This is a genomic window from Micromonospora sp. NPDC048835 (assembly GCF_040649995.1).
Taxonomy (GTDB): Bacteria; Actinomycetota; Actinomycetes; order Mycobacteriales; family Micromonosporaceae; genus Micromonospora.
In genome coordinates, this window is the sequence record NZ_JBEZGM010000006.1 from 197,148 (window position 1) to 215,602 (window position 18,455).

Consider the following 18,455-nt stretch of genomic DNA (forward strand, 5'->3'; position numbering starts at 1 on the left):
TGGGATGGGCGCGGGGTTCAGCGGGCACCGCGACCCGGGCGGCTCACCGACGGGGGCCGGCGGCGACGGGTGGCGCGGTGTGGAACTCAGCGGTGAACGGCGCGGGAGCGTGCGGATGCCGGCGCGTCGGTGCGGCCGGGTCGGGGGGCGGCAGCGCGGCCGGGTCGGGGCGCGGCGGGGTGCCCGCCGCGCGGCTCACGACGGTGATCGTCGGTGACAGAGACGCCATGCGTCATCGGGTCCTCCTCGGGTGTCCACGCCCTGGGGTACGTCCCGACGGCCGAAGTATCCTGGCTTCCGGATCGACGCTCTCCCCCGGCCTTCCAACCGCAGACACACGGCCGTGACTCACGAGGGGGGATCGCTCCCCGGTGACAGTGGCGGGACCGCGTCGGAATCGCACCGACTTCCTTCACTGCCGTCAGGCCGCGAATGCTGCCACACCCCTACGCTGCCGGTCAACGCCGGTCCGGCCTGGCAGGCGGACTCCATCCATCGAAACTCGACGATCGGTGTGGGGTTTGCTCGTGCCCGGAGGCAGGCCCCAGATCAATGCCCGCCGTCCTTTGCTCTGCTGCCCTATGTGCACCAGGCACGGAGGGTCACCGGCGCACACAGGGCAGCAGAGCAAAGGACGGTTGGACCTGCTCTGGCCTGCGCCGATCGTTCGGCGGGACGGTGCCAGGCGGCACCGTCACCTACGCTCGGCGCACGCCGCAGCAACGTCAGCGATCAATTCCGGAGGTCGATCACCATGGTCGCCCCGCAGTTCCACCACCTGGCTGGCCGCGTCTGGATCTGTCCGGGCGATCCCGACCCGGAGGCCGTCCAGGCCGGCGTCGCCGTCGTGGTCGACGAGCGCGGCAGTGTGATGATCGACGCCGGGCAGAGCCCCGCGCACGCCCGCGAGATCCAGGTCGCGCTCACCGCCGCCGGGCTACCGCAGCCACGCTGGCTCGTCTACACCCACCACCACTGGGACCACGTCTGGGGAGCCTGCGCCTGGCCCGGCGTCGAAATCGTCGCGCACGAGGCGGCCGTGCCGCTGCTACGCGCCGAGGCCGCCCGGCCATGGAGCCACCACTACCTGGACGAGCAGGTACGCGCCAACCCCCGCCTCGGCCCGAGCTTCCGGGCGCGGGCACGGGCGGTAGAATCCTGGGAGGACTTCGTGGTCCTACCACCGACCCGGACCTTCACCGGATCCGACACGTTGCCGGTCGGCGTGGCGCTACGGCACGTCGGGGGTGGGCACGCACCGGATTCGACTGTCGTCCTGGTGCCCGACTCGGGAGTCATGGTGTTGGGCGACTGTTTCTACCCGCCGCCGGCCCATCTGCGCCGACCCGAGGACGGCCTCGACCTGGGCCTGGTCCGACGACTGCTCGACGACGACTACCACTGGTACGTCTCCAGCCACGCCGAGCCGATGTCCGCCGAACAGGCCCGGTCAGCCGTCGAGGACACCTGAGCAGGCGAGTCTCAGCGGGCGTGACGTTCCGGGTGGGCCCGGTTCCACACCCGCATCCGCTCCGGGTAGCCGGTGCGGCCCGCCTCGTACAGCGGCACCGCGTGCTTGCGTGCGATGGCCCCGGCGGCGCGGGGCGTTCCGGTACGCCGGCGGATCCACTCACCGTCGTGGGCGATCGCCACCACGGTGGTGTCCGTCGCGGTGGTCTCCGGCTCCAGGTAGAACTCCACGCCCCGCCGGCTGGCGACGAACGCCTCCAGCGCCGCGAGGTCCTCGCGGGTCGCCTCCCGGTCCAGCTTCGTCGGGGTCGCCTCGGCACCCCGTGACCGGCGACTGAACCAGCTCATGACCAGCCCCTCTCCTCGACACCTCCCCCAGTGCACCACCACATCCTGGCAATACGCTGCACGCCGGGTGGGAGCAACCTGACCCGCGCCGGGTGGAACCGGCGACGCGTGGGCGGTGTCATGAGTGTGATCCGAACGGAGGCTCCCCTGGACGACGACACCCTCGTCACCCGCGCTCGGGCCGGTGACCTGGAGGCGTACGACCTCCTGGTCGCCCGGCACACCGCGTCCGCGTACCGGACGGCGGTGCTGCTCGGTGCGGGTTCGGACTCCGAGGACGTCACGCAGGAGGCGTTCGTCAAGGCGTACCGCAAGCTGTCCCGATACCGGGGCGAGTCGTCCTTCCGATCCTGGCTGCTCGCGATCGTCGCCAACGAGACCCGCAACCTGCACCGGTCCCGGGGCCGGCGCGACGGGCTCGTCCTGCGGGCCGCGGCGGCCGACCCGACGTCCGAGATCGCCGAGGACGGGGCGGTGGGCGCGGTCCTCGCCGGGGAGCGCCGGGAGACGCTTGTCAACGCCCTGCGCCAACTGCCGGTCCGGGACCGAGAGGTGCTCGTCTGCCGGTTCCTCCTCGACCTCAGCGAGGAGGAGACGGTGGCGGCCCTGGGGTGGCCCCGGGGCACGGTGAAGTCGCGCACCTCCCGGGCGCTTGCGAAACTACGCGGCCTGCTCGACCGGGAGGAGGTCCGGCATGGGTGACCTCGAACGGGAGTTGCGCGACCTGTCCGCCTGGCTGGAGACACCCGAGCCGCCCGACGTGACCGCCCGTGTCCGCGTACGACTCGACAGGCCCGTGCGCCGGTGGCGTCCGCTCGCCGCTGCGGCGCTGGTCGCCCTCCTGGTCGCGTTGGTGCCGCCGACGCGGGCCGCCGTCGCGGACGCCGTTGCCGGGCTGCTGCGGTTCGCCGGTGTCAGCATCGCCACCTCGTCCGCCCCGACGCCGCCCGCCGGCACCCCGTCGCCGTTGCCCGCGCAGCGGACCGCCGCCCTGGACGAGGCGCAGCGGGCGGTGCGGTTCCCGATCCGCCTACCAGCGTCGTTGGGTCCGCCCGAGCGGGTGCTGGTCGCCGACCCCGACCCTTCGGGTGTCTGCCGGGTGGCGACGCTGCTCTACGACGGGGGCGCGCTGCGCATCGACGCGTTCGACGGTCGCCTCAACCTGGCCTTCCACAAGGAGGTCACCCCGCCGGGGGCGGAGTGGACGCAGGTCGACGGTGACTTCGGCGTCTGGGTCAACCGACCACACGTGTTGTCGTACGTGGACCGGGCGGGCGAGGTCCGCGAGGAGACCGCCCGACTGGCCGCCTCGACACTGATCTGGCAGGACGCCGACGTGAGCTACCGGCTCGAAGGTTCCCTCAGCAAGGCCGAGGCGATCGAGATCGCCAGGTCGCTGCGCTAGGAACCTGATCGGCCCGACCGGTGTCCTGACTGTGCGACGAGTCGACGCGCACTGGAGGGGTGAGATGGGTTCACGGGGACGATTGACGCTGGCGATGTCCGTGGTGCTGCTGGCGGGCTGCACGGCGACGAGCGACGGCGGGTCGGCGGCGCCGACGAGCGCCGCCGCCACCACGGCGAGCGCCTGCGCGGCGCGGGTCGAGACGGCACCTCTGCCCGACTGGGCGGACGCCGGTTTCAGCGGCGACGCGCGGGTCCCGCACGTGTTCGGCGCGAAGGGCGACATCGTGGCGGTGCTGTTCGCCCACCCGCTGCGGCAGCACCGCAAGGACGGGTCGAACAACAAGATCCTGTGGGTCGCCCAGGCCGCCACGACCTCGGCCGACCCGACGGCACCGGCCACTCTGGTGATCACCGCGACGCTAAACGGCACCGACACCACTGTCACCCGGGAGGTCGCCGGCGGGCCAGGTCCGTCGATCATCGACGTGCCCCAGGCCGGTTGCTGGCGTCTGGACCTGCGCTGGTCCGGGCACACCGACACGATGGACCTGGTCTACGCGCCGTGAGCGCACGGCCGCCTAGGCTGCCGGGCGTGCTGAAGGACCCACGGGCGGCGGCGGCCCACGACAACGCCGAGTGGTGCGACATCGTCTGCGGCAGTCACGGGCTGACCGGCCGTACCGACGCCGACGCCTGGTCGGTCCCCCGCCGTTCGCCACCCTGGTACCCGGACGCGGTCACCCTGCGGCCGGGCATCGACGCCGAGGCCCTGCTCGCCCGGATCGACGTGGGGCCCGGCGCGTCGGTGAAGGACAGCTTCGCCGACCTCGACCTGTCCGGGTACGGCTTCCGGGTGCTCTTCGACGCGCAGTGGATCCACCGGCCACCGTTGGCACCACCTGTCGACACACCGCTGGTCCCGGTCACCACACCCGACCAGTTGGCGGCCTGGGCCGCCGCCCACGGCGGTGGGGACGTGTTCCGCCCCGCGCTCCTGACCGACCCACGGGTACGGGTGCACGCCCGCCACGACGACCGGGGTGTGATCACCGGCGGTGCGGTGCTCAGCGGCGAGGGAGGCACCTACGGCGTCTCCAACCTGTTCGCGCAGAGCGACGATCCTCGGGCGATCTGGCAGGCGGTGTGCGCCACCGTGCCCGGAGCACCGCTGGTCGGCTACGAAACCACCCCGGACCTGACGCTGGCGCTCTCCACCGGCTTCACCACCACCGGCTCCCTCCGCGTCTGGCTGCACGCCTAGCACTCCGGCCACTGGCGCTGCGCACGGACAGCTATGCTCGACGGCATCGGCACCGATCCGGCCATCACCGGGGAGCCTCCGGAAGAACGGGCACGTCAACGCCCCAGTAGAACCGGACGTCGCGGCACGTCACGTCGCGAAATCGAGCGGCGCCCGCACCACCGGGGCGCAAGCGGGGTGGTACCGCGGAGTCCTGGCCATACGCCTGACGCTTCGTCCCCGCGTGGGCAGTGAGCTGATGCCCGCGTGAGCGGACGTGGAGTGTAGGGAGAACGTCGGTGCCGGACGGTCCATCGAAGTCGCCATTCGTGCCACTGCCCACCAGGATCGACCTTGGTGGGATGGACCGTGCGGTCATCGGGTGGTGGCAGGCCAACGACGTGTTCAACCGGAGCTTGGAGCAGACGGCCGACGGTCCGCCGTGGGTGTTCTACGAGGGGCCGCCGACCGCCAACGGCACGCCGGGCACCCATCACATCGAGGCGAGGGTGTTCAAGGACCTCTTTCCCCGGTACCGGACGATGCGCGGCTTCTCGGTGCCACGCCGCGCCGGGTGGGACTGCCACGGCCTGCCGGTCGAGCTCGCGGTGGAGAAGGAACTGGGGCTGAGCGGCAAGCCCGACATCGAGAAGATGGGCGTCGCGGAGTTCAACGCCCTCTGCCGCACCTCGGTGCTGCGGCACGTGGACGAGTTCGTCGAGCTCAGCCAACGCATGGGTTATTGGATCGACCTGGAGCACCCATACCAGACGATGTCCCCGGAGTACGTGGACAGTGTCTGGTGGTCACTGAAGCGGATCCACGACGGCGGGCGTCTGGTGGAGGACTTCCGGGTGGCGCCGTACTGCACCCGGGACGGCACGACCCTGTCCGACCACGAGGTGGCGCAGGGGTACGAGACGGTCACCGACCCGTCCGTGTACGTACGGTTCCCGTTGCGCGGGGAAGTAGCCGGACACAGCGGTGTCGAGCTGCTGATCTGGACCACCACGCCGTGGACCCTCGTGTCCAACACCGCCGTCGCCGTCCACCCCACTGTGCCGTACGCCATCGCCCGCACCGAGCGGGGCACGTTCGTCGTCGCCGAGCCGTTGGTCCGGCGGGTCCTCGGTGAGGAGGCGGAGATCCTGGCGACAGTGCCGGGATCGGCCCTGGAGGGGTTGCGGTACGAGCGGCCGTTCGACCTGGTGGAGATCCCGGACGCGCACCGTGTGGTCCTCGCGGACTACGTCACGACCGAGGACGGCACCGGTCTGGTGCACCAGGCACCAGCCTTCGGGGCGGACGACCTCGCCGTCTGCCGCGCCTACGGGTTGCCGCTGGTGAACCCGGTCGCCCCGAACGGGCGGTTCACCGACGACATCGACCTGGTCGGCGGGGTGTTCTTCAAGGACGCCGACGCGTTGCTCATCGACCGGCTCAGGGAGTCCGGTCGGTTGTTCCGGCACGAGCCGTTCGAGCACCCCTACCCGCACTGCTGGCGGTGCCACACCCCGCTGATGTACTACGCGCAGCCGTCCTGGTACATCCGGACCACCGAGGTACGCGACCAGCTGACCCGGGAGAACGAGAACACGAACTGGTTCCCGGAGCACATCAAACACGGCCGGTACGGCGACTGGCTGAAGAACAACATCGACTGGGCGGTGTCCCGCTCCCGCTACTGGGGCACACCGCTGCCGCTGTGGCGGTGCCCGGACGGCCATGTGACAGCTGTCGGTTCCCGTGCGGAGCTCGGTGAGCTGGGCGGCGCCGACCTGTCCGAGCTTGATCCGCACCGCCCGTACGTCGACGAGATCACCTTCGCGTGCCCGGACTGTGGCCGGACCGCCACCCGGGTCCCCGAGGTGATCGATGCCTGGTACGACTCCGGGGCGATGCCGTTCGCGTCGTTGGGCTACCCCCACGTGCCGGGTAGCAGGGAGATCTTCGAGCGCAGTTACCCGGCCCAGTACATCTGCGAGGCGATCGACCAGACGCGGGGGTGGTTCTACACGTTGATGGCGGTGGGCACCCTGGTCTTCGACCGGTCCCCGTACGAGAACGTCGTCTGCCTCGGGCACATCCTGGCCGAGGACGGCCGCAAGATGAGCAAACACCTGGGCAACATCCTGCTGCCGATCCCGTTGATGGACACCCACGGCGCGGACGCGGTGCGCTGGTTCATGGCGTGCTCCGGCTCACCGTGGTCGCCGCGCCGGATCGGTCCCGGTCCGCTCGACGAGATCGTCCGCAAGGTGTTGATGACCTACTGGAACACCGCTGCGTTCTTCTCCCTCTACGCGGCGAACGCGACGTGGGCGCCGCGGCTGGCGCAGCCTGTCGCCCGACGACCGGTGCTGGACCGGTGGATCGTCGGCGAGGTCCACGCCCTCGCGGCCGCCGTCGACGAACGGATGCAGAACTACGACACGGCGCGCGCCGGCCGGCTGCTCGCCGACTTCATCGACGACCTGTCGAACTGGTACGTCCGGCGCTCGCGGCAGCGTTTCTGGGAGGGCGACCCCGACGCCCTCACCACCCTGTACGAGTGCCTCGACATCCTCACGCGGCTTCTCGCGCCGTTCGTTCCCTTCATCACGGAGGAGGTGTGGCAGCAGGTCATCCGGCGCGGCGCCGCGTCGGCACCGGAGTCGGTGCACCTGGCGACCTGGCCCACGCCCGACACCACGGTGATCAGCACGGAGTTGTCAGCGCAGGTCGCCACGGCGCGGGCGCTGGCCGAGGCGGGCCGGTCCGCCCGTAAGACGAGCAGCCTGCGGATCCGTCAGCCGTTGAGCCGGGCGCTCGTGGGACTACCGGCCGGCACCGTGCTCCCGCAGGCGTTGCTGGACGACATCGGCGACGAGTTGAACGTCAAGGTCCTCCAGCCGCTCGACTCCCAGAGCGGAGTCATCGACGTGCAGGTCAAGGCGAACTTCCGGACACTGGGTCGCCGGTTCGGCAACCGCACCCAGCAGGTCGCGAAGGCCGTCGCCGGCGTGTCCGCGCGGGAACTGGTCGACGGTGTCCGGGCGAACGGGACGTTCCCGCTGTCGGTCGACGGCGAGCAGGTCGAGGTGGGTCTGGACGACATCCTGATCACGGAGGTGCCGCGCACCGGCTGGGTGGTGGAGTCCCAGCGCGGAGTGACCATCGCGCTGGACACCGCGATCACCCCGGAGTTGGCAGCCGAGGGCGTCGCACGTGACGTCGTGCGCATCGTCCAGCAGGCCCGCCGCGAGGCTGGTTTCGAGGTCTCCGACCGGATCACGGTGTCGATCGCCGCGCCCGCTGATGTCGCGGCGGCGATCTCCGCGCATCGCAAGCTCATCGCGCACGAGACCCTCGCGGTCAAGCTGACGGTCGCGGACGCTTTGTCGGAGGGCTTCGCCGGCACCGTGGGCGACGGTCAGGAGATCGTCGTGCACGTCGTGCGGGCCTAGGGCGTGTCAAGACGGGTCAGGTCTTCGGGGGTCAGGCGTAGGGCTCCGGCGGCGATGTTCTGTTCCAGGTGGTGTGGGTCCGCGGTGCCGGGGATGGCCAGCACGTGTGGGCCCTGGTGCAGGGTCCACGCCAGGCGTACCTGGTGCCCGGTGACGCCGTGCGCGCGGGCGACGGCCTCGACGGCCTCGCCCTGCGCGGCGCTCGCGCCCGCTTCCCGCCCGGTGCCGGCCAGCGCGAAGAACGGCACGTAGGCGATGCCCCGCTCCCCGCAGAGCCGGACGAACGCGTCCTGCTCGCGGTAGGCGTCCACCCCGTAGTTGTTCTGTACGCAGACCACCGGGGCGATGCCCGCCACCTCGTCCACCTGCTCGGGTCGGACGTTGGAGAGCCCGAGGTGCCGGATCAGCCCGGCGGACCGCAGGTCGGCGAGCGCGCCGAACCGGTCGGTCAGCGGCACCTCGCCGGGCCCTCGGCCGAGGCGCAGGTTGACAACGTCGAGCTGGTCACGGCCGAGCCGGCGAAGGTTCTCCTCCACCTGGGCCCGCAACTGTGCCGGGGTGAGCGCCTCGGTTAAGCCCGCCTCCGGGTCGTACCCGAAGCCGACCTTGGTGGCGATCACCAGGTCGTCCGGGTACGGGGCGAGCGCCGCGCGGATCAGCTCGGTGGCGTAGCGGGCCGGGCCGGTGCCCACGCGCAGGGTGCCGCCGGGCGAGACGTAGAACGCGGCCGTGTCGATGTGGTTGACGCCCAGCTCCACGGCGCGGCGCAGCAGGGCGACGGCCCGGTCCGGGTCGGGGTCCGCGGTGATCCGCATGGAGCCGAAACCCATCCGGCGTACGGTGCGGTCGCCCAGGGTCCAGGTGCCCGCCGCGGCGGCGGTGATCTCGTCAGTTGGCATCGGACGACGGTAGCCAGCACGGGTACGCGGCGCAGTCGGCCACGCACCCGATACCGCTCGACGGTGCGGTGGGTTAGTTTTTACCTGCGGACGAAGCAGTGTGCGGCGGGCGCAGCACCGGCACCAGCAGCAGGGTCGGCAGCAGCAGCAACGGCACCACCAGCAGGGCCCGCAGGGTGCCGACCTCGTCGCCGATCAGCCCCAGCAACGGCGGGCCACCGAGGAACGCGGTGTAACCGATGACCGCGACCACGCTCACCCGCACCGCCGCGTGCGCCTCCTCGTCAGCCGCCGCGCTCATCCCGACCGGGAAGCCCAGCGACGCGCCGAGACCCCACAGCGCGACGCCGACGATGGCCACCGGCCCCGAGCCCGCCAGTACGGCCAGGCCGGCGCCGACCACGGCGAGCCCGATGGTGCCGCTGAGCACGGGCACCCGACCCCACCGGTCCAGCGCGATGGTGCCGGCGGTGCGCCCGACGGTCATGCCCACCACGAAGACAGCGAAGACCGCCGCGCCGGCGGCCTCGCTCAGGTCCCGTCCGTCGATGAACGCAACGGCCAGCCAGTCGTTGGCGGCGCCCTCGGTGAACGCCGCCACCAGCACGAACAGCCCGACCAGCAGGGTGCGCGGCTCCCGCCAGGCGGCGAGTTGCGCCCGGCGACGGGCGGCCGGGGTGGCGTCCGCCGGGTCGCCGGTGTGATCGCTGCCCGCGGGCAGGAACGTCCGGGCGGCGAGCGCGGTGCCGATGAACACGACCACCGCCACCGCGACGAGATGCGCGCCGACCGGCACGCCGAACCGGGCCGCCCCGGCGCCGAGCGCCGCTCCCGCCACCGAACCGAGGCTCCACCCCGCGTGGAAACGGGGCATGATCGTACGGCTCAGCCGCCGTTCCACCGCCGCGCCCTCGACGTTCATCGCCACGTCGCAGGCGCCGGAGCCGTAGCCGAAGGCCATCAGCCCCAGGGCGACGATGGCGAACGAGCCGGTCATCGTGGCGCCCAGCCCCGCCACTGTCAGGCCGATCGCGACCAGCACGGTGGCCATCGTGACGGTGCGGGCCGCGCCGAATCGCTGGGCGAGCAGGCCGGAGGTGGGCATGGCGAGCAGCGCGCCGATACTCATCGCCAGCAGCAGCAGCCCGAGTCGGCCGGCGGAGAGGTCCAACGCCTCGCGGACCGCCGGGACGCGGGAGAACCAACTGCCGACGGCGAGCCCGTTGAGGGTGAAGGTGACAGCGACGCCGTTGCGGGCGAGCCGCACCGTCCGCAGGGTCGGCGATGCGATGTCCGGGGCTACCGGTCGACTGGTGGGGGCGCTCACGAGGGTTGGTCCTCTTTCTCGGGGTGATCTGCTGGCACGATCGCACACCTGAGAGCGCTACCACCACAACCGGGAACCGCCCCTTACCGCTGGTTGTCCGGCCGGGGCATGATGTGAGCAGGCGTTGGTCCGACCGGACGGGCCGCCGCAGGAGGCGACGATGACGACAGCGGCACACCGACCGGCCACGCTCGAGGACGTGGCCCGGGTCGCCGGGGTGTCCCGGTCCACGGCGTCGCGGGTGATCGCCGGCACGGGGTTCGCCTCGCCGGCCGCCCGGCAGCAGGTCACCGCTGCGGTCGACCAGCTCGGTTACGTGCCCAACCCGGCCGCCCGGGCGCTGGTCCGCGGTGGTGGCGTACGCCTGGTCGTGGCCGTCCAGGGCACCAGCGCGGCGGTGCTCGACGACCCGTACGTGCACCAGGTGGTCGGCGCGGCCGCCCGGGTGTGCACGGCCGCCGGCGTCGGGGTGGCACTGCACTGGCTGCCGTTCGGCGACCCGCGCAGCCTCGACCAACTCGACGTGGATCGCAGCGTGTGCGGGGTGATCCTGGTCAACACCACCGAGGAGTTGCTGGCGGCGTTACCCCGGTCGCTGCGGGGTCGGGTGGTCTCGATCGGCGTCGGCTCGGCGACCGTGCCGTCGTTCGACGTGGACAACGCCGCCGGGTCCGAGGCGGTGCTCCGCCACCTGTACGCCTCGGGTCGTCGCCGGATCGCCATGGTGACCGGCCCCCGGTGGCTGCCCTGCGCGGAACGCCCCGTGCAGACGTACCGCCGGCTCATGGCCGAGGCCGGCTTCCCGGAGCGGATACTTCCCGGGGACTTCAGGGCGGCACGTGGCCGGACGGCGGCCGGTGAGGCGCTGCGCCGCTGGCCGGACATCGACGCCATCTACGCGATCAGCGACGACACCGCGCTCGGGGTGATCGCGGGTCTGCGGGACGCCGGTGCGCGGGTGCCCGGCGACGTGGCGGTGGCCGGCTTCGACGACATCCCGTTGGCCGGGATGACCGCCCCGGCGCTGACCACGGCGAGTCATCCGGTGGGCCGGATCGCCGTCGCCGCGGCCACCGCTCTGCTGGACGGACGCCGGGCGGCTCCGGTGACCCTCTTCCCGTCCGCCCTCGTCGCGCGGGCCAGCGCCTGAGTCGACGCTCGGTCGCGCACGCCGACGGTTAGCCCCGCACGGGTCGGGTAACCGCGTCGGACCTTTCGTCCACCGCGAGGAGCGCCGACCCGTGTCCGACTCCGCGCCGTCGCACTGGGACCCGGCCCCGAGCCCTCGGGACGGCCGGTTGACCGCCCGCCGGCACCCGCCGGGGACGCAGGGAGGCACCGGGCTCGCGCCGATGACCGGCCCCGACGGTGACCGACTGGCCCTGCGGTACGCCCCGGAGCCCGCGACCGACGGTTCGGCGTACCGGTTGGTGCTGCTCCTGCACGGTGCCGGCGGCTCGGCGCGACAGGGGCTGGACCTGCTGTTGCCCGTCGCGGACGCGCAGCACCTGCTGCTGGTCGCCCCGGACTCGTCGGCGGCCAGTTGGGACCTGATCGCCGGCGGCTTCGGGGCGGACGTGGGACGCATCGACGGGCTGTTGGCCACCGTCTTCGACACCTACCCGGTGTCCGACGTGGCTGTCGGCGGCTTCTCCGACGGCGCCTCGTACGCGCTGTCGCTGGGCCTGGCGAACGGGGATCTGGTCGACGCGGTGCTGGCCTTCTCGCCCGGTTTCGCCGCGCCACCGGTCACCGAAGGCCGGCCACGGATCTTCATCTCGCACGGCGTCGACGACCGGGTGCTGCCCATCGACGTGTGCAGTCGCCGCCTCGTCCCGCACCTGCACGACCTCGGCTACGACGTGACCTACCAGGAGTTCCCCGGCGGCCACGACATCCCCGCCCCGATCCGCGACTCCGCCACCACCTGGCTCACCACATAACCCACCCCCGCCCCGCCCCTGCCCCTGCCCCGGCCCCGCCCCACGCCCCGGTCGATCATGGAGTTGTGGTGGGCGATTGACGACGAAAAATGGCCTATGCGAGGCACCACAAGTCCTTGATCGACCCGGGCGGGGGGCGGGGCGGCGCGGCGCGGGCTCAGACCGGGGGGAGGCCGAGGGCGTCGTCGACGCGGGCGAGGACGGCGGCGTCGTCTTCCGGGTTGACGCCCCGGAGCAGGTCGATGGCCGTGGCCCGGACCTGGCCGATGATCATCGCTAGGGGAAGGGTCTGCGTGGAGCCGAAGAGCTGCCCGGCGGCGTGCACCGCGGCCAACGCCGACTCGTCGGCCCGGGCGGCGTGGCGGTCGGCGGTCTCCTCCTGCCCGTCCAGGTCGGCGGCGAGGGCGGCACCGGCCTGACGGACCGCCTCGGCCAGTGAGCGCAGGGCGGCGCCCAGCTCGGGCGGGGCCGGGGTGTGCAGCCGGCTGAGGGTCACGCCCGCCCGAGCAAGCACCCGGACGTTACGGACCGCGTAGTCGATCTGCCGGATCGACTCGTCCACCGAGCGCAGCCGACCGATGTGCCGGCGTCGGCGGACGTTGAGCCGCAGCGCCTCACCGGCGGCCAGCACACCGTCGCGCAGCCCGTCCACCCGGGCGTCCATCCCCCGCGCCTGCCGCAGCGCGGCGACCGCCGCCGGCTCGTCGCGATGGTCCAGCGCGTCGGCGATGCCACCGAGCAGCCCGGCCAACTCGTCGAAGGTCCGCCGCACCTCCGCGACCAGCGGCGCGAGGGGGTGCCGGGCGTCGACCAACAGGCTGGCTGCGAGGGCGACAGCGCCGCCGACCAGCGCGTCGACGAAGCGGAACGGCACCAGCGAGCCGTCCGGTGGCGCGACCACCACCAGGTAGAGCGCGGACACCGCCGCCTGCACCAGCGTCACGCCGGTGGCGCCGAAGGCCACCGCCAGGAGGACGGTGAGCAGGATGACTGTGAACACCGTCCAGGTGCTGCCCGGGCCGAGCGCCTGCACCACCAGGTCGGCGACGAGCACCCCGGCGGCGACCCCGAGGATGACCTCGACGGCCCGGCGGATGCGCTGCCCCCGGGCCTGACCGAGGACGATCAGCGCGGCGGCTGGCGCGAAGAAGGGCTGCGGGTGCCCGAGCAACCGGGTGGCCAACAGCCAGGCCACGGTCGCCGCGACGGTCGCCTCCAGCACCGGCCGCCAGCCGTGCCGCAGCCGCCCGCCGGCCGTCCGCAGGCCGTTGAACCGCACCATCGTCCAACCTCTCCCCACCACGACGATTGGGTCAGCTTCCGGTGAGGGCGTGCAGCAGCGTACGGACGGCGGCGCTCAGGTCGGCCCGGCTGGCCACGGTGCCGGACTGCGGGGCGCTGAGCGCGCCCGCGCCGGCCAGCCGGTCGAAGAGCAGCCCGTCGACGAACGCCACGAACTGGTCGCCCTGCCGGTCGGGGTCGGTGGCCCCGGCCCGGGTCAGCAGATCCCGGGCCTGCACCCGCAGGCCGGTGCCGTGTTGCAGGATGCCGCGCAGCTCGGGCCGGTGCACCGCCTCAAGCAGGCACGCGTAGCGGGCGAGGCTCCGGCTGCGTCCAATGCTCAACCAGCGGTCGAGCACCTCGGCGACACCGGCGGCGAGCGCGTCGAGGTCGCCACTGTCGAGCCGGGGGGCAGGGGTCGGGGGTGGCGGGTCGGTCGGCAGGTCATACGCGGCCAGGTCGGCCCGGTCCCGCTCGGCGAGCCGTCCCACCACGGCCTCGATCAGCGCCTGCCGGGTCCGCAGGTACGCGGACGTGGTGCCGGGCGGCACTCCGGCGCGGCCGTCGACGGCCCGGTGGGTCAGGGCTCGCATGCCACCGTCGGCGATCAACTCGATGGCCGCGTCGGTCAGCGTCGCGATCCGGTTCGCCCGCGCCGTCATGGCAGTCCCCCTTCCCTGGGTCCGCAGGTAGTATCCTCCTTCTACAGGTGTAGAAGGAGGATCGACATGGACGACTCACACGCGGTGGTGGTGGGCGCGGGCATCGGCGGGTTGAGCGCGGCGCTCGCCCTGCACCGGCGCGGCTGGAGGGTCACGGTGCTGGAGCGCGCCCCCGAGATGCGCGAGGTCGGCGCGGGCCTGAGCCTGATGGCCAACGCCGTGCGCGCGGTGGACTCCCTCGGCCTCGGGCCGGCCCTGCGCCGGGGTGGACACGGTGAGGCGCCCGGCGGGATCCGCAACCGCCACGGGCGGTGGTTGTCCCGGATCGACGCCTCGGAGATGATCAGGCAGCTGGGCACCACGGCGCTCGGCGTGCACCGGGCCACGCTGCACCGCACCCTGCGCGAGGCCCTGCCGGCGTCGTCCCTGCACACCAACGCCGCCGTGGAACACGTCGAGTCCGGCCCGGACCACGCCGAGGTGCGCTATCGGGGGCCCGACGGGGCGCACACCCTCACCGCCGACCTGGTGGTCGGCGCCGACGGCCTGCGCAGCCGGGTCCGCGCCCAGCTCTGGCCGCAACACCCGGACCCGGTGTACGCCGGATCGACGACGTGGCGGGCTGCCATCGCGTTTCCCGATCCGATCCCGGCCGCCATCACCTGGGGGCCGGGAGCCGAGTTCGGCATGGTGCCGATCGGTGACGGCCAGCTCTACTGGTACGGCGCGCTGAACGCCCCGCCCGGCGGCCACGCCCCCGACGAGCTGGCGGCAGTGCGGGAGCGCTTCGGCGACTGGCACGACCCCATCCCGGCGCTGCTCGCGGCAACCCCACCCGACGTCGTGCTGCGCAACGACATCCACTACCTGGCCGAGCCCTTGCCCTCGTACGTGCGGGGCCGGGTGGCGCTGCTCGGCGACGCCGCCCATCCCATGACACCCAACCTCGGGCAGGGCGCCGGGCAGGCGATCGAGGACGCGGTGGTGCTCGGCGCGGTCTGCGCCGGCGGCGCCGGGGAGGTGCCGGCCGCCCTGGCCGCGTACGACGAGCAGCGTCGACCACGCAGCCAGTCCGTTGCCCGCGCCTCCTACGTCGCCGGGCGGTTCGGACAGCAGCTGCACAACCCGATTGCCTTCGGGATGCGGACCGTCGCGTTGCGGCTCATCCCGGGCAGGGTGGCGCTGCGCAGCATGGCCCGCTACGCGGACTGGCGACCACCGGCGGGCTGAGCCGTGCCAGTGATCCGGCCGGTGGCCAGGGCGGCGTACTCCGTCGAGGCGAGGAACTCGGTCAGCACCTCGACGGTGCCCGGCGTCCACTGACGACCGTCGAGCACCTCGGCACCGGGGACGAAGAGCATCGCCGCGCCCTCGCCGAGCACCACGTCCTCCTGCCGGGCCGTGGTGCTGCCGAGGAAGTAGTGCTTCACCCGCTCCAGCTCGGGCAGCGACTGCACGGCGACCGGGTGCAGTGGCCCGTCGGCCCGCAGGCCGGTCTCCTCCAACAACTCCCGCTCGGCGGTCTGCTCCGGCGTCTCCCCCGGCTCACCGTGGCCGCCGGGCAGCCCCCACACGTTCGGGTGGTGCGTCGCGTGGGCGTCGCGCAGTTGCAACAGCAGCTGCCCGTCGGGATCCACCAGCAGGACGCACGCGACAATTTTCATCCGACCAGCCTACGGCCGACCGGGAACCGTCGTGGCCCCAAAGCTCCAGGATAGCTATTCGGGTCGCTGTCGGGACTAATCAAAGGCGACAGTGCGCCGGTACAATCGGCGACTTCGTTGTGACCGATCGCTGACTGCTGATGGTGAAAGCGATCACACACACTGACCCCATGAACAGGAGAGTAAACCGCGGTAGGGCACTCCGCGTCGCGGTGTGCCTCCTTCTCCTCGCCGCGCTGAGCGGCTGCATGCAACTCAACATGGGGTTGACCGTCAACGCCGACGACACTGTCGACGGGCAGCTCCTGCTGACGGCCCAGAAGTCCGTGCTGAGCGGCCGTAACAAGAACCTCCCGGTCGCCTTCGCGGAGTTGCGGCAGAACATCCCCGCCCTACCGGCGGGCGAGGAGACCCTTTACCAGGACGACACTTTCTACGGCTCCCAGATCAGTTACCGCAAGGCGCCGCTGGCCGGGTTCGACACCGAGAGCGTGAAACTGGTCAGGGACGGTGATCTCTACCGCTTCACGCTGCCGCTCGATCCCAAAAAATATGGCGGAAAGGTTGCGGAGCAGAATCCGCAAAACCAACAGGCGTTCCTCAAGCTCATGTCGTTCGAGATCTCGGTGACATTTCCCGGCCGGGTGATCGACAGCAATGGCACCGTCAACGGCCGCTCGGTCAGTTGGAAGGTCGATCCCAACCAGGAGAAGCCAGCCGAGCTGCGGGCCGTGGCCGAGGCGCCACCGCGACCGTCCACCTCGCCGGTTGCCGCCGGCGAGGAGGACGACGGCGGATTCCCCTGGCTGCTGGTCGTCGGCGGTGTCCTCCTCCTGCTGCTGCTCGCCGCTGTGGGCGTACTCCTGGTTCGCCGCCGTCACCCCGCGGCGCCGGCTGCGCCCGGTCCGACCCCGCCGCCGGGCCCGCCCGCCGGCGCCCCGGGGCCCGGCTGATCCATCCGGTGGCCGGCTCAGCCGGCCACGCCCGGCCCCGGCCGCCCCCGAAACGACGGCGACCGGCCCCGGTGCTCCCCGAAGGGGCACCGGACCTCACCACCACCACATCCCGGTCGCACCATCGCAGAAGGGGGATCGTCATGAACGATCTCTTCACCTGGGCAGCCCTGGGGACCATCGCCGGCGCGAGCGCCGCCACCCTGCTGGCCACCAACGTCATCGGCGGGCTGATCGGCCCGAGCGGCGACAAGCTCCGCAAGTGGATCGCCATCGTCATCGCGCTGCTGCTGTCCTACCTGACGGCGGCGTTCGCCGACGACGCCGGCGGCGAGAAGTGGATCATCGCGTTCTTCAACGCGCTCGTCATCTTCTCCGCCGCGCTCGGCGTCAACCAGTTCCCGCCCGGCAACCGGCAGGCGACCCAGCCGTCGCCGACCCAGGTCGCACAGGGTCGTGAACCCCGCGTCTTCCGCTCCTGGGTCTGAGGGGTGTCGTCATGGTCTTCGGAATTCTCAGCGCAGCCATCCAGGTCGGCTTCGGCGCCCTGCTCGGTTTCCTCGCCGGCGGCCCGATCGGGCTGCTGATCGGCGCGGTCGTGGGCCTGGTGGTCGGCGCGGTCTTCGGCTGGTCGGTGGCCTCCGCCGGGGTGTACGCCGCGGACGCCCGCGGCATCTTCCTCTTCGTCGTCGACCACACCTGGAGTCTGCTCAACACGGTCGTCGGCGCCATCTACCTGACCGTGCACCTGATCTTCGGGCACTCGCTGGACCGGCCCACGTCGCTGGGCAGCGGCCGGGTCTGCGTGGTGGAGGGGGTGTCGCCCCGCTACGCCACCACCATCGGCACCGTCTGCGCCGGCGCCAGCTCGGGCATCCAACGGCACGAGGACGTGCACATCTTCCAGGGTCGCCTGCTCGGGCCGCTCTACATCCCCCTCGTCCTGGCGAACTACGTGCTGTTCACCATCGCCCCGGTGTGGCTGCTCTACCACGACCACACCAACGCGCCGATCAACCGCTTCACCAGGTACTTCGAGATCGGCGTCTACCCGCACGTCTGGAACGAGGCCATCGCGTACCGGATCCAGGGGACGCCGCCGCGATGACCACCCACGGGCGCGGTCCGATCGAAACCGCCACCGCCGAGCTGGTCGCCTGGGTGACCAGCTCGGCGGGGGAACCCGTGACGGTCGGCCCGCCCCGTGCGTGCGACGACGCCGACGGGCTCACCCTCTGGCCGCTCGAACTGCGCCCGGCCCGGCAGACCCGCTCCAGCGGCGCGGTCCGCGAACCGTACCGGTTCACGGTCCGGCACCTGCTCTGCGTCAGCGGGCCGGCCGGGCTGCCCCGACTGGACCGGGTGCTCACCGCCGCGACCGGCGACGGCAGGTACCCGGTCGTGCTGGAGGCCGGTGACGCACCACTGTGGACGGTGTTCGGCACGGCGCCCCGACCGGCGCTGCTGATCGACGTGGCGGCGCAGGTGGAGCATCCGACGCCGGCCGCGCCGCCGGTGCTGCAGCCACTGCGGCTCCGACAGCTGGAGGTCCGCAGCCTCAGCGGGCGGGTGGTCGGCCCCCAGGACCAGCCACTGGCCGCGATGCGGGTCGAGCTGCCCGGCACCGGGTCCGCCACCCGCACCGACACCGATGGCCGGTTCCTGATCGGTGGCGTCCCGCACGACCCCGAGCACCCGAGTCCGGTCCGGTTGCGCCTGACCGGGCGGGGGCTCGTCCTCACCGCCGACGTGGACGCGGCCGAGGACGACATCGTCATCGTCTGCGCGCCACCGACCCACTGACACCCACCGCAC

The 18,455-nt window shown here is 72.3% G+C and carries 20 protein-coding genes and 1 riboswitch; of the genes, 13 read left to right on the forward strand and 7 right to left on the reverse strand.

Annotation, left to right across the window (positions count from 1 at the left end; translation table 11 throughout):
- Positions 1-43: 43 nt before the first annotated feature.
- A complete protein-coding gene (locus tag AB0C15_RS10195; RefSeq protein ID WP_357350691.1) occupies positions 44-229 on the reverse strand; it encodes a hypothetical protein in 186 nt (61 codons plus the stop codon).
- Between the two features lie 54 nt (positions 230-283).
- A riboswitch (cobalamin riboswitch) is annotated at positions 284-413 on the reverse strand.
- Between the two features lie 341 nt (positions 414-754).
- On the opposite strand from AB0C15_RS10195, the gene AB0C15_RS10200 reads away from it, so the two are divergent.
- Positions 755-1,471 carry an MBL fold metallo-hydrolase gene (locus tag AB0C15_RS10200; protein WP_357350693.1) on the forward strand — a complete coding sequence of 239 codons (717 nt, stop codon included), beginning with the start codon at positions 755-757 and terminating at the stop codon, positions 1,469-1,471.
- 11 nt (positions 1,472-1,482) lie between these two features.
- Here AB0C15_RS10200 and AB0C15_RS10205 read toward each other — a convergent pair whose 3' ends face one another.
- Complete coding sequence (locus AB0C15_RS10205) at positions 1,483-1,818, reverse strand: hypothetical protein (RefSeq protein WP_357350695.1); 336 nt, start codon at positions 1,816-1,818, stop codon at positions 1,483-1,485.
- Between the two features lie 120 nt (positions 1,819-1,938).
- Between AB0C15_RS10205 and AB0C15_RS10210 the strand changes: the two genes are divergently transcribed.
- The 5 genes from AB0C15_RS10210 to ileS all read left to right on the forward strand — a co-directional run bounded on the left by AB0C15_RS10210 (position 1,939) and on the right by ileS (position 7,911).
- Positions 1,939-2,520, forward strand: coding sequence for an RNA polymerase sigma factor (locus AB0C15_RS10210; protein WP_357350697.1), 582 nt, complete (start codon positions 1,939-1,941; stop codon positions 2,518-2,520).
- Positions 2,513-3,223 (forward strand): hypothetical protein, encoded by a 711-nt coding sequence (locus tag AB0C15_RS10215; protein WP_357350699.1) that lies wholly within the window; start codon positions 2,513-2,515, stop codon positions 3,221-3,223. The genes AB0C15_RS10210 and AB0C15_RS10215 overlap by 8 nt, the downstream gene beginning before the upstream one ends.
- A gap of 64 nt (positions 3,224-3,287) precedes the next feature.
- Positions 3,288-3,791 carry a hypothetical protein gene (locus AB0C15_RS10220; RefSeq protein WP_357350701.1) on the forward strand — a complete coding sequence of 168 codons (504 nt, stop codon included), beginning with the start codon at positions 3,288-3,290 and terminating at the stop codon, positions 3,789-3,791.
- Between the two features lie 26 nt (positions 3,792-3,817).
- Positions 3,818-4,486 carry a hypothetical protein gene (locus AB0C15_RS10225; protein WP_357350703.1) on the forward strand — a complete coding sequence of 223 codons (669 nt, stop codon included), beginning with the start codon at positions 3,818-3,820 and terminating at the stop codon, positions 4,484-4,486.
- Positions 4,487-4,764: 278 nt separating this feature from the next.
- Positions 4,765-7,911, forward strand: a complete 3,147-nt coding sequence (gene ileS, locus AB0C15_RS10230; protein ID WP_357350705.1) for an isoleucine--tRNA ligase — start codon at positions 4,765-4,767, stop codon at positions 7,909-7,911.
- Here ileS and AB0C15_RS10235 read toward each other — a convergent pair.
- Both AB0C15_RS10235 and AB0C15_RS10240 read right to left on the reverse strand, forming a co-directional pair.
- Positions 7,908-8,810, reverse strand: a complete 903-nt coding sequence (locus tag AB0C15_RS10235; protein WP_357350707.1) for an aldo/keto reductase — start codon at positions 8,808-8,810, stop codon at positions 7,908-7,910. The genes ileS and AB0C15_RS10235 overlap by 4 nt on opposite strands.
- 73 nt (positions 8,811-8,883) lie before the next feature.
- Positions 8,884-10,137 (reverse strand): MFS transporter, encoded by a 1,254-nt coding sequence (locus tag AB0C15_RS10240; RefSeq protein ID WP_357350709.1) that lies wholly within the window; start codon positions 10,135-10,137, stop codon positions 8,884-8,886.
- A gap of 160 nt (positions 10,138-10,297) precedes the next feature.
- Between AB0C15_RS10240 and AB0C15_RS10245 the strand changes: the two genes are divergently transcribed.
- Positions 10,298-11,287: a LacI family DNA-binding transcriptional regulator gene (locus tag AB0C15_RS10245; RefSeq protein ID WP_357350711.1), complete on the forward strand. Its 990-nt coding sequence runs from the start codon at positions 10,298-10,300 to the stop codon at positions 11,285-11,287.
- A 91-nt stretch (positions 11,288-11,378) separates the two neighbouring features.
- Positions 11,379-12,080: a phospholipase gene (locus tag AB0C15_RS10250; protein WP_357350713.1), complete on the forward strand. Its 702-nt coding sequence runs from the start codon at positions 11,379-11,381 to the stop codon at positions 12,078-12,080.
- Between the two features lie 157 nt (positions 12,081-12,237).
- On the opposite strand, the gene AB0C15_RS10255 is transcribed toward AB0C15_RS10250, so the two are convergent.
- Both AB0C15_RS10255 and AB0C15_RS10260 read right to left on the reverse strand, forming a co-directional pair.
- Positions 12,238-13,362 carry an FUSC family protein gene (locus AB0C15_RS10255; RefSeq protein WP_357350714.1) on the reverse strand — a complete coding sequence of 375 codons (1,125 nt, stop codon included), beginning with the start codon at positions 13,360-13,362 and terminating at the stop codon, positions 12,238-12,240.
- Between the two features lie 31 nt (positions 13,363-13,393).
- A complete protein-coding gene (locus AB0C15_RS10260; protein WP_357350716.1) occupies positions 13,394-14,023 on the reverse strand; it encodes a TetR family transcriptional regulator in 630 nt (209 codons plus the stop codon).
- 66 nt (positions 14,024-14,089) lie between these two features.
- Here AB0C15_RS10260 and AB0C15_RS10265 point away from each other — a divergent pair, with 66 nt between their 5' ends.
- Positions 14,090-15,253 (forward strand): FAD-dependent oxidoreductase, encoded by a 1,164-nt coding sequence (locus AB0C15_RS10265; protein ID WP_357350718.1) that lies wholly within the window; start codon positions 14,090-14,092, stop codon positions 15,251-15,253.
- Here AB0C15_RS10265 and AB0C15_RS10270 read toward each other — a convergent pair.
- A complete protein-coding gene (locus AB0C15_RS10270) occupies positions 15,223-15,687 on the reverse strand; it encodes an NUDIX domain-containing protein (RefSeq protein ID WP_357350720.1) in 465 nt (154 codons plus the stop codon). The two genes, AB0C15_RS10265 and AB0C15_RS10270, sit on opposite strands and share 31 nt — an antisense overlap.
- 170 nt (positions 15,688-15,857) lie before the next feature.
- On the opposite strand from AB0C15_RS10270, the gene AB0C15_RS10275 reads away from it, so the two are divergent.
- The 4 genes from AB0C15_RS10275 to AB0C15_RS10290 all read left to right on the forward strand — a co-directional run bounded on the left by AB0C15_RS10275 (position 15,858) and on the right by AB0C15_RS10290 (position 18,443).
- Entirely contained in the window at positions 15,858-16,640 is a 783-nt protein-coding gene (locus AB0C15_RS10275) for a DUF3153 domain-containing protein (RefSeq protein WP_357188164.1), read from the forward strand.
- 143 nt (positions 16,641-16,783) lie between these two features.
- Complete coding sequence (locus tag AB0C15_RS10280) at positions 16,784-17,128, forward strand: hypothetical protein (RefSeq protein WP_357350722.1); 345 nt, start codon at positions 16,784-16,786, stop codon at positions 17,126-17,128.
- An 11-nt stretch (positions 17,129-17,139) separates the two neighbouring features.
- Positions 17,140-17,748, forward strand: coding sequence for a glycine zipper family protein (locus tag AB0C15_RS10285; protein ID WP_357350724.1), 609 nt, complete (start codon positions 17,140-17,142; stop codon positions 17,746-17,748).
- Positions 17,745-18,443 (forward strand): carboxypeptidase-like regulatory domain-containing protein, encoded by a 699-nt coding sequence (locus AB0C15_RS10290; protein ID WP_357350726.1) that lies wholly within the window; start codon positions 17,745-17,747, stop codon positions 18,441-18,443. The genes AB0C15_RS10285 and AB0C15_RS10290 overlap by 4 nt, the downstream gene beginning before the upstream one ends.
- Positions 18,444-18,455 lie beyond the last annotated feature (12 nt).

Excerpts from the sequence above, each read along its gene's own strand:
- AB0C15_RS10220 (WP_357350701.1), top strand. The coding sequence starts at position 3,288 with ATGGGTTCACGGGGACGATTGACGCTGGCGATGTCCGTGGTGCTGCTG.
- AB0C15_RS10275 (WP_357188164.1), top strand. The coding sequence starts at position 15,858 with ATGAACAGGAGAGTAAACCGCGGTAGGGCACTCCGCGTCGCGGTGTGC.
- AB0C15_RS10205 (WP_357350695.1), bottom strand. The coding sequence starts at position 1,818 with ATGAGCTGGTTCAGTCGCCGGTCACGGGGTGCCGAGGCGACCCCGACG.
- AB0C15_RS10245 (WP_357350711.1), top strand. The coding sequence starts at position 10,298 with ATGACGACAGCGGCACACCGACCGGCCACGCTCGAGGACGTGGCCCGG.
- AB0C15_RS10280 (WP_357350722.1), top strand. The coding sequence starts at position 16,784 with ATGAACGATCTCTTCACCTGGGCAGCCCTGGGGACCATCGCCGGCGCG.
- AB0C15_RS10210 (WP_357350697.1), top strand. The coding sequence starts at position 1,939 with ATGAGTGTGATCCGAACGGAGGCTCCCCTGGACGACGACACCCTCGTC.
- AB0C15_RS10260 (WP_357350716.1), bottom strand. The coding sequence starts at position 14,023 with ATGACGGCGCGGGCGAACCGGATCGCGACGCTGACCGACGCGGCCATC.
- AB0C15_RS10270 (WP_357350720.1), bottom strand. The coding sequence starts at position 15,687 with ATGAAAATTGTCGCGTGCGTCCTGCTGGTGGATCCCGACGGGCAGCTG.
- AB0C15_RS10285 (WP_357350724.1), top strand. The coding sequence starts at position 17,140 with ATGGTCTTCGGAATTCTCAGCGCAGCCATCCAGGTCGGCTTCGGCGCC.
- AB0C15_RS10265 (WP_357350718.1), top strand. The coding sequence starts at position 14,090 with ATGGACGACTCACACGCGGTGGTGGTGGGCGCGGGCATCGGCGGGTTG.
- AB0C15_RS10195 (WP_357350691.1), bottom strand. The coding sequence starts at position 229 with ATGGCGTCTCTGTCACCGACGATCACCGTCGTGAGCCGCGCGGCGGGC.
- AB0C15_RS10235 (WP_357350707.1), bottom strand. The coding sequence starts at position 8,810 with ATGCCAACTGACGAGATCACCGCCGCCGCGGCGGGCACCTGGACCCTG.
- AB0C15_RS10255 (WP_357350714.1), bottom strand. The coding sequence starts at position 13,362 with ATGGTGCGGTTCAACGGCCTGCGGACGGCCGGCGGGCGGCTGCGGCAC.
- AB0C15_RS10290 (WP_357350726.1), top strand. The coding sequence starts at position 17,745 with ATGACCACCCACGGGCGCGGTCCGATCGAAACCGCCACCGCCGAGCTG.
- AB0C15_RS10215 (WP_357350699.1), top strand. The coding sequence starts at position 2,513 with ATGGGTGACCTCGAACGGGAGTTGCGCGACCTGTCCGCCTGGCTGGAG.
- AB0C15_RS10200 (WP_357350693.1), top strand. The coding sequence starts at position 755 with ATGGTCGCCCCGCAGTTCCACCACCTGGCTGGCCGCGTCTGGATCTGT.